The organism is Burkholderia sp. D-99, from assembly GCF_011605345.1.
Taxonomy (GTDB): Bacteria; Pseudomonadota; Gammaproteobacteria; order Burkholderiales; family Burkholderiaceae; genus Burkholderia.
Map to the genome: position 1 here is coordinate 161,443 of NZ_JAAOXM010000011.1, position 13,369 is coordinate 174,811.

Here is a 13,369-nt window from a genome sequence, read left to right on the forward strand (position 1 = left end):
TGCGCCGACGCGCCGCTCAGTGCGAGCGGCCGTCGTAGTGCGTGACCGGCAGCGCATCGAGATCGACACCTTCGAGACAGCGCACGTTGATCGCGGCCATCGCTGTGCCGTTCGGATGAACGCCCTCGCCGAACGTGTGAATCCCGCAGCGCTTGCAGAAGCGATGCTTGATGACGTGCTTGTTGAACATGTAAGTGGCGAGATGCTCGTCGGGCGTGAGGAGCATCATGTGATCGCGCGGCACGAACCACATCAGCGCGCCCTTGCGCTGGCAGATCGAGCAGTTGCACGCCATCACGCCCTGCAGGTCACCTTCCACCTCGAACTTCACGTCTGAGCAGTGACAGCTTCCGCGATAAAGCATGGTCGTCTCCCGGTGCGGCCCGTGCGCATCGACGGCGCCCCGGCGGGACACCATTGGCCAGGCCGATCCAAGCGGGTACAGTAGCGCGCACATGCGCCGCACGCAATGTCCGGCGGCGCCCGTCCCGCCCCTGTCAAAACCAAGGAAAACCGCCATGCTCGAACTGCGCCCCGGCTGCGAATGCTGCGACAAGGACCTGCCGCCCGATTCCGCGGAGGCCCGCATCTGTACGTTCGAATGCACGTTCTGCGCGACCTGCGCCGACGAGGTGCTGAAGGGCCGCTGCCCGAACTGCGGCGGCGACTTCGTCGTGCGCCCGCGGCGGCCGGCGAGCCTGCTCGCGAAATACCCGGCGTCGACCGAGCGCATCCACAAGCCGGGCGGCTGCGCGAGCGCCTGACGGCACCGCACCGCCCGCCGTTTCCGCTCACGACATCTCGATCCGCGCGCGCGTCACCGCGAGCAGCGCCGCCATCGCGCGGCGCGCACCGTCCTCGTCGCGCACGCGGATCGCGTCGCTGACGGCCGTGTGCTCGGCGAGCGACGCGTTGTACACGTCCGCGCGGCGCGCATTCAGATGCAGTTGCGCCTCGAGCGTGCGATCGATCAGCGTGCCGAGCGGCACCAGCAGCTCGTTACCGCCGGCCTCGAGCACGCTCAGGTGAAAGCGCAGGTCGGCGCGCACCCATTCGTCGACATTGCGCGCGGCGGCCATCGCGCGCGCCGCGCCGTCGATCGCATCGAACGTTTCCGGTGTATGCATGCGCGCGGCGAGCGCAGCCGCGTACGGCTCGACCATCTCGCGCATCTCCTGCAGCTTCAGCGCAAACGCGAGCGGCGGCGCGACTCGCGCATACCAGTCGAGCAGGTCGGCATCGAGCAGGTTCCAGACGCCGCGCGGCCGCACGCGCGTGCCGATCTTCGGCCGCGATTCGACGAGCCCCTTCGACGTGAGCGTACGCAGCGCCTCGCGCATCACCGTGCGGCTCACGCCGTACATCTCCATCAGGTCGGGTTCCCTCGGCAGCAGCGACTCGGGCGGGTAGTCGCCGCGCAGGATCGCCGTGGCAAGCCGGAAGGCCGTCTGTCCATGCAGGTCGCGTCGAATGATCGTTCTCCGTTATGCCGGTACCCGGGCGAGCCGGCTGCCCACTATCTGCGCAATAGTGCTATTAATACTATTTTTCATCGGGCTACGCTAGGATAACCGCGAAAGCACGCGACCGTGCGCCGCGCCCGACTGCCCGCGCCGGTCAACCCTGGAGACCCGCATCGTGAAAATCACCCGCCTCGAAACCTTCGTCGTCCCGCCGCGCTGGCTGTTCCTCAAGATCGAAACCGACGAGGGCATCGTCGGCTGGGGCGAGCCGGTCGTCGAAGGCCGCGCGCACACGGTCGAAGCCGCCGTGCAGGAGCTGGCCGACTACCTCGTCGGCCGCGACCCGCTGCTGATCGAGGATCACTGGCAGGTGATGTACCGCGCGGGCTTCTATCGCGGCGGCCCGATCATGATGAGCGCGATCGCGGGCGTCGACCAGGCGCTATGGGACATCAAGGGCAAGCATCACGGCGTGCCCGTGCATGCGCTGCTCGGCGGCCAGGTGCGCGACCGCATCAAGGTGTATTCGTGGATCGGCGGCGACCGGCCGAGCGACGTCGCGAACAACGCGCGCGCGGTGGTCGAGCGCGGCTTCAAGGCCGTGAAGATGAACGGCTCCGAGGAGCTGCAGATCGTCGATACCTACGACAAGGTCGAGCAGGTGATCGCGAACGTCGCGGCGGTGCGCGACGCGGTCGGCCCGCACGTCGGGATCGGCGTCGACTTCCATGGCCGCGTGCACAAGCCGATGGCCAAGGTGCTGGCGAAGGAGCTCGACCCGTACAAGCTGATGTTCATCGAGGAGCCGGTGCTGTCGGAGAACGCCGAGGCGCTGCGCGACATCGTCAACCAGACCAACACGCCGATCGCGCTCGGCGAGCGGCTCTATTCGCGCTGGGACTTCAAGCACATCCTCGCGGGCGGCTACGTCGACATCATCCAGCCCGACGCGTCGCACGCGGGCGGCATTACCGAGTGCCGCAAGATCGCGACGCTCGCGGAGAGCTACGACGTCGCGCTCGCGCTGCACTGCCCGCTCGGCCCGATTGCGCTCGCCGCGTGCCTGCAGCTCGACGCGGTCAGCTACAACGCGTTCATCCAGGAACAGAGCCTCGGCATCCACTACAACCAGGGCAACGACCTGCTCGACTACCTGCGCAACCCCGAAGTATTCCGCTACGAGGACGGCTTCGTCGCGATCCCGCAAGGCCCGGGGCTCGGCATCGACGTGAACGAGGAGAAGGTGCGCGAGATGGCGAAGACGGGCCACCGCTGGCGCAACCCGGTGTGGCGTCACGCGGACGGCAGCGTCGCCGAGTGGTGAGCGCGATGCGCAGTGCGCGCGGCTGCGCGCCCGCGCGGTAAGCCGCGGCAAGTATCGACTCGAAAACGGCTGCCCGACAGGCAGCCGTTTTTTTCATGCTCGGCGCGACGCCCGGCACGTGCCGGATGGCATCGGCGGCCCAGCGTCGCGCCGTGCCGTGCCGCGCGAAACCGGCCGTCAGCCGAGGGCCGCGAACCCCGGCACGCTGAACGACAGCACGGCGGCCGCGACGAACACGCCGATCATCGTCAGCGCTTCGAGATGCAGGATGTTGCGGAACGTGTGCGCATCCTCGGTCGACGCAGTACGGCGCAGGCGCGGCAGCGCCGAGAAGCGGTTCAGGCCGCCGAGCACGAGCGCGAGCGCGACGAGCAGCAGCTTCAGCAGCAACAAGCGCCCCCACGTGCTGCCGTCGAGCGGCGCAAGCGAACCGCCGAGCCCGCGGATCGCATTGAGCGCGCCGGTGCCGAGCACGAAGACGACTGCGATGATCGACGTACGCGACAGGTGCTGGCCGATGCGGATCAGCGCGCCGCGTGCGACCGACGAACCGAGCGCCGGCAGCACCGCGAGCCCGCCCGCGAGCACGAGGCCGCCCCACACGGCCGTCGCAAGCAGGTGCAGCGTCTGCACACCGACCGCCGCGGACAGCGCGCCCGTATCGGCCGCATGGCCGAGCGAGGCCTTGCCGGCCGCGACCACGATCACCGCGAGCCACAGCACCGCGTGCGCGACCGGGCCTTCCGGCTTCGCCAGTGCGACGATCGCGAGCACCACGGCGCCGGCGAACGCGACGCTCCATGCGAAGCCCGTATGCGTCTGCGTGAGCATGACGGGAATCGCGGCGAACGCGCCGCCGAGCCCCGCCCCGCTCATCGTCGCGGCCTCGTAGACGAGCCAGCCGAGATCCGCGAGCACCAGCGCCAGCGCCGCCGCAGCCAGCGAATGTTGCGCGCGCAGCCACGCGGGATGCGACGGCGCGACGACCGGACGTGCGCCGTCCTTGCCGAGCCATGCCTTGAGCAGCGCCGAGCCGACTGCCATCGCGAACGCGGCGTCCATCAGCGCCGCGAGCGCGACCTGACCGATCCACAAGCTGTCGAACTTCATCGCGCACACCCTCCCGAAAGCGGCAGGCCGACGGAGCGGGGGCTACGGGACAGACAGCGTGAGGAAGGCAACGGCACGGTAGAAAACGTCATCGATGAATCCGGAAACGGGAGAAATGACTGGACCTGCGGCGGAGGCGGCGCCGCGCGACCCGCGAGTGTACGGTCTTCGATGGTGAAAACGCACGCCGGTTCAACCAGGCACGGTGCAATGCGCGTCAAATTGTCGCAAGTCGCAAACGGACAGGAACCGCTGTCCTTTTGCCAAATAGCCGTCATTACCCATCGATGATAGAATGCCGCGTCGCAGCAGCCCGGCTGCCTTGCCGTCATGCGCCGAGCCGATCGTAGCCCGGACAACAGGTCCCCGTCGAATAAACATGGAGTCTCGTGTGTCTTCAAGACGCCTCTTCCGTCCGCTGCTCGCCGTTCTGATGTTCGGCGGCGCGGGCCTTATGAGCGCTGCCCAAGCGCAGACCAAGCCCACGGAGCAAGCGCACGCCCAGCAGGCGCCGCTCAAGGCACCCGATACCATGGCCGAGCGCGTGCGCGGCTGTACTGCATGCCACGGCGTCCACGGCCAGGGCACGGACAACGACTACTTCCCGCGTCTTGCCGGCAAGCCGGCCGAGTACCTGTACAACCAGCTCGTCAACTTCCGTGACGGCCGGCGCAAGTACCCGCCGATGAACTACCTGTTGACGTACCTGAACGACGATTACCTGCGCGAGATGGCCGAGCACTTCTCGGCCGAACGCCCGCCGTACCCTGCGCCGGCGAAGCCGACGCTGCCGGCCGCGACGCTCGCGCGCGGCAAGCAGCTCGTCACGCAAGGCGATCCGTCCCGCAAGCTGCCGGCCTGCGTGGCCTGCCACGGCGCGACGCTGACCGGCATGCAGCCGGCGATCCCGGGCCTGGTCGGCCTGCACGCCGACTACCTGAGCGCGCAGATCGGTGCATGGCGTTCGGGCAACCGCCACGCGAAGGCGCCCGATTGCATGCATGACGTCGCTGCGAAGCTTTCCGACGAAGACGTGACGGCCGTGACCGCATGGCTCGCCGCGCAACCGGCGCCCGCCAACCCCGTGCCGGCACCGGCGCGTTCGATGAAGACTCCGCTCGCCTGCGGCAGCGAACCGCAATAAGGCAAGGGAGACAGACACAATGAAACGCAAGTCCCTGTTTGCAATCTCGGCCGCCGCGATCGTCGCGGCCGCTGCCCTCGTCCCGGTCCTGTGGCCGGGCAACGACACGCTGCACGGCGCTTCCGCCGTCGCGGCCACGCCGGCCGACCAGGCCGCGCTGATCAAGAAGGGCGAGTACCTCGCGCGCGTCGGCGACTGTATCGCTTGCCACACCGTGCGCGGCGGCAAGTCGTTCGCGGGCGGCCTGCCGATGGCAACGCCGTTCGGCACGATGTACACGCCGAACATCACGCCGGACGATCAGGCCGGCATCGGCAAGTGGACGTCGGACGACTTCTACCGCGCGATGCACACGGGTCGCTCGAAGGACGGCAGCCTGCTCTACCCGGGCTTCCCGTTCGCGAGCTACACGAAGGTCACGCGCGCTGATTCGGACGCGATCTACGCATACCTGCGCTCGGTCGCACCGGTGTCGGTGCCGAGCCGTCCGCACGAACTGAAGTTCCCGTTCAACAACCGCAACCTGCTGATCGGCTGGCGCACGCTGTTCTTCAAGGAAGGCGAGTACAAGCCGGATCCGACGAAATCGGTCGAGTGGAACCGTGGTGCTTACCTCGTCGAAGGCCTCGGCCACTGCTCGATGTGCCACACGTCGATCAACATGATGGGCGGCCCGGTGAGCTCGTCGGCGTTCGCCGGCGGCCTGATCCCGCTGCAGAACTGGTATGCGCCGTCGCTGACGAACGACAAGGAACTCGGCCTCGGCGACTGGCACGTGCAGGAGCTGTCCGACCTGCTGCAAGCCGGCGTGTCGCACAAGGGTGCGGTGTTCGGCCCGATGGCGGACGTGGTCCACAACAGCCTGCAGTACATGAGCGACGAAGATACGCGCGCGATGTCGACGTACCTGAAGTCGATCCCGCAGAAGGCTGAAGCGCCGAAGAACATGCAGTACGAGCCGTCGAAGCAGTTCGGCAACGCGCTGTTCGACCAGGGCAAGAAGATCTACGCGGACAACTGCGCGACCTGCCACGCCGAAACCGGCGCCGGCAAGCCGCCTGCTTATCCGCCGCTCGCGGCCAACCACTCGATCATGATGGAATCGGCGGTCAACCCGATCCGCATGGTGCTGAATGGTGGCTATCCGCCGAGCACGTTCAAGAACCCGCGTCCGTACGGCATGCCGCCGTTCGCGCAGTCGCTGTCGAACCAGGAAGTCGCAGCAGTGGTAACGTACATCCGGATGTCGTGGGGCAACAACGGTACGCCGATCTCGCCACAACAGGTGAGTGACCTGCGTTCCGCGCCGCTTGACTAAATAACGCGTGACGCAAACGGGGCGCGGCTGCGGGAAACCGCAGCCGCGCCCCTTTGCTTTTTGCGACGCCAGTCCCCGCGCGGGCCGCGCGAGGTGTCGCCGATCATAAAACTCAAGAGTGGTATCTATGTCTTTCGAATCTCTCGGCCTGGCCGAACCGCTGGTCAAGGCGGTCAACGAGCTCGGCTACACGTCGCCGACTCCGATCCAGCAGCAGGCGATCCCTGCCGTCCTCGGCGGCGGCGACCTGCTCGCCGGCGCGCAAACTGGCACCGGCAAGACCGCCGGCTTCACGCTGCCGATCCTGCAACGCCTGCACACGTTCTACGCGGACAACCGCAGCGCGAAGCGCGCCGTGCGCGCCCTGATCCTCACGCCGACGCGCGAACTCGCCGCACAGGTCGAGGAAAGCGTCCGTGCCTACAGCAAGTACCTGAAACTGCGCTCGGCCGTGATGTTCGGCGGCGTCAGCATCAATCCGCAGATCGATGCGCTCAAGCGCGGTGTCGACATCGTCGTCGCGACGCCGGGCCGCCTGCTCGATCACATGCAGCAGAAGACCATCGATCTGTCGAATCTCGACATCCTCGTGCTCGACGAAGCCGACCGGATGCTCGACATGGGCTTCATCCACGACATCAAGCGCGTGCTCGCGAAGCTGCCGCCGCAGCGCCAGAACCTGCTGTTCTCGGCCACGTTCTCCGACGAGATCAAGGCGCTCGCCGACAGCCTGCTCGACTCGCCCGCGCTGATCGAGGTCGCACGCCGCAACACGACCGCCGAGAGCGTCGCGCAGAAGATCCACCCGGTCGACCGCGACCGCAAGCGCGAACTGCTCACGCACCTGATCCGCGAACACAACTGGTTCCAGGTGCTCGTGTTCACGCGCACGAAGCACGGCGCGAACCGGCTTGCCGAGCAACTGACGAAGGACGGCATCAGCGCGATGGCGATCCACGGCAACAAGAGCCAGTCGGCCCGCACGCGCGCACTGGCGGAGTTCAAGAACAGCACGCTGCAGGTGCTCGTCGCGACCGATATCGCCGCGCGCGGGATCGACATCGACCAGTTGCCGCACGTCGTCAACTTCGACCTGCCGAACGTGCCGGAAGACTACGTGCACCGGATCGGCCGCACCGGCCGCGCAGGCGCGACCGGCGAAGCCGTGTCGCTCGTGTGCGTCGACGAAAAGCAGCTGCTGCGCGACATCGAGCGGCTGATCAAGCGCGAGATTCCGCAGGAAGTGATCGCGGGCTTCGAACCCGATCCGAACGTGAAGCCGGAGCCGATCCAGCAGCGCCGCGGTCAACAGCAGCCGCGTGGCGGTGGCGGTGGTGGCGGTGGTGGTGGCGGCAATCGCCAGCCGCGTGCGGGCGGCTCAGGCCAGCCGGCCGCGAAACGCGACGGCAACGCACAACCGAAGGCATCGCAGCAGAAAGCCGCGAAGCCGCGCACGCAAGGCGGCGCCGGCGGCAACGGCGGACGCCCGGCGGGCGGCGGCAACGGCGCGCGCCCCGCGAACGGCAACGCCGCGCACCCGAACCGCAACCGTTCGTCGCGCAGCGGCCAGCGCGGTCACTGAAGCCGCGCGGCCGCGCGCCGCAGGTGCTCGACCTGGCGTTGCCAGCGTTCGAGCACCGCGGCGCGCTCCCCTTCCAGCGTGAACGTGACGCCTGTCGCGAGACGCGCATAGCCGACCCGCTGCGCATCGCCGTGCGCGATCGTCGCAGCGAATCCGGCCAGTCCGCCGAAGTCCCCTTCGAGCGGCTCAATCCTCATTTGCGCCTGAAAGAACGCACCGTCCGCGACCAGCGTCAGCGCGGCCGTGCGCCGTTGCGTAATCGCGCGCGCCGCACGCGATTGCGGCCAGAGCGCGAGCAGCAGCGTGCGCGCATCGTGCGCATAGATCTCGCCGACGCCGAGCAGCGTCGTGCGCAACTGGCCATCGTCGGTCGCGACAATCAGCGATGCGGCGAAGTCGGCATGACGCTCGAGCGCGGTGCCGTCGAACAGCGAGACGACGGCCGGCGGCCACGCATCGAACGTCCATTGTTCGAGCGCGTGGCGATGGGTATCGGTCATGATGGCGTGGCCCCGGTGGAAAGCGGATGAAGCAGCCGCAGCATACGCGCGACGGGCCGCGCCGCGGCGATCAGCGCAGGAACACGTGCCGCGTGATCTTCGTGAGCGGATAGTGGACGCCCGGCTGGATCTTCGCGGGCAGGTCGAGCGGCTTGAGCAGCATCTTCACGCACATGTCGGCCGACAGGTTGCGCCGCACGAGCCGGCTGATGCGCGCGGCACGCTCGCGGTTGTACTGGCTGTCGCCGACGCGATCCGGATAGCGGACCGCGAACACGTGGCGCAGCGCGATCTCGGAATCCTCGTTCTTGATTTCCATCACGCGGCGCGCCAGCGCGCCGAGCACCGCGAGCCGGCCATTGCCTTCGAGCTGGTTGTACTTCTTGAAGAACTTGAAGAAGTGCTTGTAGTGACGCACTTCGTCCGTGCGGATGTTGTCGGTGATTTCCTTCAGCACGGGCTCGTCCGAGCATTCGTTGATCGCGCGATAGAGCGTGGCCGTGCCCGTCTCGACGACGCAGCGCGCGACCATCTCGAGTGCGCGGGTCTTCTCGAATGCCTCGACCTTGCAGGTCAACGAATACTCGGCGAAGAAATTCGCGAACGCGGTATCCCAGTCGAACTCGGGCCACACGTGCGCGATGTACGCCTTCAGCGCGCGCCCGTGCTGCAATTCTTCGTGCTCCCATGCATTGTTGAGCCATGCGGAGACTTCCGGATCGTCGTTGAAGAACTGGCTCAGATTGCTCGTGTAGAGATCCGAGCCGCTTTCGATGAACGACGACGCGCACAACAGCAGCAACAGATCCTCGTTCGCGGCGGCTCGCTGACGATCGATCCGGTTCAGGTCGATATCCTCGATTCGCCACGGCATCACATGCGTCGTTTTGGTGTCCATGGTGGTGCGCTCCCAGTCGTCGCGCGGGGGCCGGCCCATGCCTCCGGCACAGGCGCCAACCGACCCGCAGGCGGCGTTTTACTTGCGTTTATAGTGGATTGGTCCGGCCGAACCATGCTGGCATCTTAGCCGGACTTTGATGTTCGTGCTCCAGAGCACTGACCATACCCGACAAGCGCAGTTCCGCGGCGTCTGTTGCCGTTCGTTAGACGAGTCCTTCAAACCGCTTGCGCCCGCTCGACGATACGGGCCGCGGCAAACGAAACGGGCGGCCGTTCGGCCGCCCGTGAAGCACACGAAATGCCGGCGAAAGCCGGCCGCAATCGGTCAGAAACCTGCCGCCAGACCGTCGCGGCGGCTGTCGCTCGCGGCCACGTAGCCGCGCTCGCGATCGTCGCGATCGAGACGCCAGATGAACTGCCCCGAACCGAAATCCATGTAAGGATCGTCGATCGACTTGATCGTGTGGCCGCGTGCGGCCAGCGCATCGACGGTCGCGCGATTCATCGAGGCCTCGACGTCGAGCGTGAAGTCGCGGTTGACCTTCCAGCGCGGCGCGTCACAGGCGGCCTGCGGTTGCTGCCCGTAGCCAAGCATGCGCACGACGGTCTGCAAGTGGCCCTGCGGCTGCATGTCGCCGCCCATCACGCCGAAGCTCATCACGGCCTCCGTGCGGCCGTCGACCTCCTCGGTGACGAATGCCGGGATGATCGTGTGGAATGGCCGCTTGCCGCCCGCGACGACGTTCGGCGAGGCCGGGTCCATCGAGAAGCCGTGCCCGCGATTCTGCAGCGCGATGCCGGTGCCGGGCACGACGAGCCCCGAACCGAAACCCATGTAGTTCGACTGAATGAAGCTCACCATCATCCCGCGCTCGTCGGCCGCCGACAGGTAGATCGTGCCGCCCGAATGCGGCCGCCCGGCGCCGAAGTGCGTCGCGCGCGCGGGATCGATCAGCTTCGCGCGTTCGGCGAGATACGCGTCGTCGAGCATCTGCTCGGGCGTGACTTCCATCGCGCGCGGATCGGCGACGTAGCGATAAACATCGGCGAACGCGAGCTTCATCGCCTCGATCTGCAGATGCTGCGAGTCGACCGAATCGACTGGCCATTCCGTCACGCCCGCGTGCTCGGCGATGCCGAGCGCGATCAGCGCAGCGATGCCCTGCCCGTTCGGCGGAATCTCGTGGATCGTGTGACGGCCGAAGCGCTTGCCGATCGGCTCGACCCATTCCGGCCGGTAAGCACGCAGGTCGGCCGCGGTCAGCGCGCCGCCGCCTTCGCGGGAGAACGCGGCAATACGCTCGGCGAGCGCGCCCTCGTAGAACGCGCGAGCGCCCTCCTTCGCGAGCGTGCGCAGCGTCTGCGCATGGCCGGGCAGGCACACGCGCTCGCCGACGAGCGGCGCGCGGCCGTGCGGCATGAAGGTCTCGGCGAAGCCCGGCAGCCCCTGCAATTCGGGCACGGCGGCCGCCCACTTGTGCGCGACGATCGGCGGGACCGCATAACCGCGCTCCGCGATCTCGATTGCCGGTTCGAGCAGGTCCGCGAACGGCAGCGAACCGAACTTCGCATGCAGCGCTTCCCAGCCCGCGATCACGCCCGGTACGGTGACGGTATCCCAGCCGCGCGTCGGCTTGTTCGCGATGCCGTTCGCCGCCTCGCCGTGGCGCTGGCGGAAATAGTCGACGTTCCACGCGGCCGGCGCGACGCCCGACGCGTTCAGCCCGGACAGCCGTTCGCCGTCCCACACGAGCGCGAACGCGTCGCCGCCGAGCCCGCACGACACGGGCTCAACGACCGTGATCGCCGCCGCCGCGGCCAGCGCCGCGTCGACCGCATTGCCGCCCTTCCACAGCATCCGCAGCCCGGCCTGCGCGGCGAGCGGATGCGACGTCGACACGACGTTGCGCGCGAACACCGGAATGCGGGTCGTCGGATACGGGTTGTGCCAGTTGAAGCCTGTCATCGGTGCCACCTCGTCGAAAGCTGAATGAACGCGCCACGCGCGCACCCGCGTGCGCGGGCAATCCGCCATTGCAGCGCGATCAGCGCAATCGCACAAATTCATTTGTCACATGAATCAATGCAATTTCCGCATGAATGGCGGGCAACCCGGTCGGCCGGGCCGGCCTAACGCCGTTGCCGCCCTTACAATACCCGCTCCGTCTCACGACACGACCATCGAGCCATGACCCGAGATCCCCGCCTCACCCTCAACGCGCGCCAGCAGGAACTGCTCGAATGGGTGCAGCGCGACGGCTTCGTGACCGTCGACGATCTCGCCGCGCACTTCGCGGTGACACCGCAGACGATCCGTCGCGACGTGAACTGGCTCGCCGACCTGAACCTGCTGCGCCGCTACCACGGCGGCGCGAGCCTGCCGACCAGCTCGGAGAACGTGTCGTACACGGCGCGCCAGCGGATGTTCCACGACGAGAAGCGGCGCATCGCGGCACTCGCGGCGTCGCACATTCCCGACCAGGCATCGCTGTTCATCAACCTCGGCACGACCACCGAGGAAGTCGCACGCGCGCTGAACCGCCACCACGGGCTGCACGTGATCACGAACAACCTGAACGTCGCGTCGATGATGAGCGGCTATCCCGACTGCGAGGTGCTGATCACGGGCGGCATCGTGCGGCCGTGGGACAAGGGCATCGTCGGCGAGCTCGCGATCGACTTCATCCGCCAGTTCAAGGTCGACTACGCGATCATCGGCACGTCGGCGATCGAGGCCGACGGCACGCTGCGCGACTTCGACACGCGCGAGGTGCGCGTGGCCGAGGCGATCATGCAGCATGCGCGCACGGTCTATCTCGTGACCGACCACTCGAAGGTCGGCCGCCCGGCACTGGTGCGTCAGGGCCACCTGAGCCAGGTGCACGCGCTCTTCACCGACAAGCCACTGCCGCCCGAGATGGCCGACACGGTGGCCGCCGCCGGCACGCAGGTGTACGTCGCGGAGTGACGGTTGCGATGCTGCACCGCACCTGAAACTTCAAGTGAAATCAAGAAGTTGGCGCTTCATGCGGACCGCTTGCGGCGGGCGTTCCTGTCAAACGGAAAATTAACGGGGCACGATTTGTCGTTGCCTGCGGGCTCGACTAGACTCCAGTTCCCCGGCCCGTTCGCCCGATCCGCCTGTGCCAGGGCGTGTGCGAACCGCAGGGCCGGCGAATACAGCTTTCCCCCCAAGCCATACCCCCCGGGGTATCGCGCGTCGGCGTGTGCGCCGGCCGCGCGGGCAGTCCGATTGCCATGGAGAGAACGATGCTGAGTCCGCATGAATTCGCCACGCTATTGCTTGTGAAGGACGCGCCTGATCAGCGCGACATGGATCGGGATGAACTGGACATCCTGCTCGAACAGCAGCTCGTTCGCCTGGAAGGGCTCGGCTCGGGGCGCAAATACTGCGTGACCGAGAGCGGCGACGCCGCGCTGCGATCCATCAAATACCGCTATTCGTGAAATTCCGCTGTTCCTGACCTGACCGCGTGGCCTGATTCCCGGCCACGCGGTCGCTTCCGCTTGCTCCGCCCGCTCACCGCAGCCGGCTTCAACCGCCGCGCAGCGTCGGATCGACCGCCGCCCGCCAACTGATGGCCTGTGCGCGCGCACCGTTGAAATACGCGATCCAGCCGGCACGCGCCGCCGCGTCGGGTGCCGCATAGTGCGTCGAAAGTTCGTTTACGAACGCACAGTAGTTCGCTTCGGTCAGCCCGCGATACCGTTTCGCCACGTACGCGTCGTACAGCGTCGAGTAGACCGGCTGCGCGTCCGCGCCCCAGTCGCGCGCCGCGCCGCCGCACGACGTCTGCAGGTCGACGAACGATGGCGCCCGCCAGTTGCCGGTGAGCGGCGGCATGCCCGCGCTGCACCCCGCCAGAAGGACGGCGCACGCGCCGGCCCACATCCCAATACGCATGATTCACCTCGCGAAACGGTCGATTCCGCCAGTATCGTCCGGGATCGCACGGCGCGCTACTGGCCCCGCTTTATCGAACTTTACTTTTTCGATTTCGTTCGTT

14 protein-coding genes are annotated in these 13,369 nt (G+C 67.3%); 7 read left to right on the forward strand and 7 right to left on the reverse strand.

Annotated features, from left to right (window positions below):
• Positions 1-16: 16 nt before the first annotated feature.
• On the reverse strand, positions 17-364 hold the full coding sequence (locus HAV18_RS30335; protein WP_166963468.1) for a GFA family protein: 348 nt from the start codon (positions 362-364) through the stop codon (positions 17-19).
• 154 nt (positions 365-518) lie between these two features.
• Between HAV18_RS30335 and HAV18_RS30340 the strand changes: the two genes are divergently transcribed.
• Positions 519-764: a DUF1272 domain-containing protein gene (locus HAV18_RS30340; protein ID WP_166963470.1), complete on the forward strand. Its 246-nt coding sequence runs from the start codon at positions 519-521 to the stop codon at positions 762-764.
• 27 nt (positions 765-791) lie between these two features.
• On the opposite strand, the gene HAV18_RS30345 is transcribed toward HAV18_RS30340, so the two are convergent.
• Positions 792-1,475, reverse strand: coding sequence for a FadR/GntR family transcriptional regulator (locus HAV18_RS30345; protein WP_050781594.1), 684 nt, complete (start codon positions 1,473-1,475; stop codon positions 792-794).
• Positions 1,476-1,638: 163 nt separating this feature from the next.
• Between HAV18_RS30345 and dgoD the strand changes: the two genes are divergently transcribed.
• The gene (gene dgoD / locus HAV18_RS30350; RefSeq protein WP_021160175.1) at positions 1,639-2,787 is read left to right on the forward strand and encodes a galactonate dehydratase; all 1,149 of its coding nucleotides are present in this window, start codon (positions 1,639-1,641) and stop codon (positions 2,785-2,787) included.
• Positions 2,788-2,964: 177 nt separating this feature from the next.
• On the opposite strand, the gene HAV18_RS30355 is transcribed toward dgoD, so the two are convergent.
• Positions 2,965-3,897, reverse strand: a complete 933-nt coding sequence (locus HAV18_RS30355; RefSeq protein WP_166963472.1) for a CopD family protein — start codon at positions 3,895-3,897, stop codon at positions 2,965-2,967.
• Positions 3,898-4,276: 379 nt separating this feature from the next.
• Here HAV18_RS30355 and HAV18_RS30360 point away from each other — a divergent pair, with 379 nt between their 5' ends.
• The 3 genes from HAV18_RS30360 to HAV18_RS30370 all read left to right on the forward strand — a co-directional run bounded on the left by HAV18_RS30360 (position 4,277) and on the right by HAV18_RS30370 (position 7,941).
• Complete coding sequence (locus HAV18_RS30360; protein WP_166963474.1) at positions 4,277-5,041, forward strand: c-type cytochrome; 765 nt, start codon at positions 4,277-4,279, stop codon at positions 5,039-5,041.
• A 19-nt stretch (positions 5,042-5,060) separates the two neighbouring features.
• Positions 5,061-6,359: a cytochrome c gene (locus HAV18_RS30365; RefSeq protein ID WP_166963476.1), complete on the forward strand. Its 1,299-nt coding sequence runs from the start codon at positions 5,061-5,063 to the stop codon at positions 6,357-6,359.
• A 127-nt stretch (positions 6,360-6,486) separates the two neighbouring features.
• Complete coding sequence (locus HAV18_RS30370) at positions 6,487-7,941, forward strand: DEAD/DEAH box helicase (protein ID WP_166963478.1); 1,455 nt, start codon at positions 6,487-6,489, stop codon at positions 7,939-7,941.
• On the opposite strand, the gene HAV18_RS30375 is transcribed toward HAV18_RS30370, so the two are convergent.
• From HAV18_RS30375 to HAV18_RS30385, 3 genes are all read right to left on the reverse strand, one after another.
• A complete protein-coding gene (locus HAV18_RS30375) occupies positions 7,935-8,441 on the reverse strand; it encodes a hypothetical protein (RefSeq protein WP_166963480.1) in 507 nt (168 codons plus the stop codon). The two genes, HAV18_RS30370 and HAV18_RS30375, sit on opposite strands and share 7 nt — an antisense overlap.
• A gap of 70 nt (positions 8,442-8,511) precedes the next feature.
• Positions 8,512-9,339, reverse strand: coding sequence for a ferritin-like domain-containing protein (locus HAV18_RS30380; protein WP_166963482.1), 828 nt, complete (start codon positions 9,337-9,339; stop codon positions 8,512-8,514).
• Between the two features lie 327 nt (positions 9,340-9,666).
• Positions 9,667-11,307, reverse strand: a complete 1,641-nt coding sequence (locus tag HAV18_RS30385) for a gamma-glutamyltransferase family protein (protein WP_166963484.1) — start codon at positions 11,305-11,307, stop codon at positions 9,667-9,669.
• Positions 11,308-11,529: 222 nt separating this feature from the next.
• On the opposite strand from HAV18_RS30385, the gene HAV18_RS30390 reads away from it, so the two are divergent.
• Both HAV18_RS30390 and HAV18_RS30395 read left to right on the forward strand, forming a co-directional pair.
• On the forward strand, positions 11,530-12,309 hold the full coding sequence (locus tag HAV18_RS30390) for a DeoR/GlpR family DNA-binding transcription regulator (protein WP_006493999.1): 780 nt from the start codon (positions 11,530-11,532) through the stop codon (positions 12,307-12,309).
• Between the two features lie 302 nt (positions 12,310-12,611).
• The gene (locus HAV18_RS30395) at positions 12,612-12,809 is read left to right on the forward strand and encodes a hypothetical protein (protein WP_166963486.1); all 198 of its coding nucleotides are present in this window, start codon (positions 12,612-12,614) and stop codon (positions 12,807-12,809) included.
• A gap of 88 nt (positions 12,810-12,897) precedes the next feature.
• Here HAV18_RS30395 and HAV18_RS30400 read toward each other — a convergent pair whose 3' ends face one another.
• Positions 12,898-13,266: a hypothetical protein gene (locus tag HAV18_RS30400; protein WP_166963488.1), complete on the reverse strand. Its 369-nt coding sequence runs from the start codon at positions 13,264-13,266 to the stop codon at positions 12,898-12,900.
• Positions 13,267-13,369: the final 103 nt, after the last annotated feature.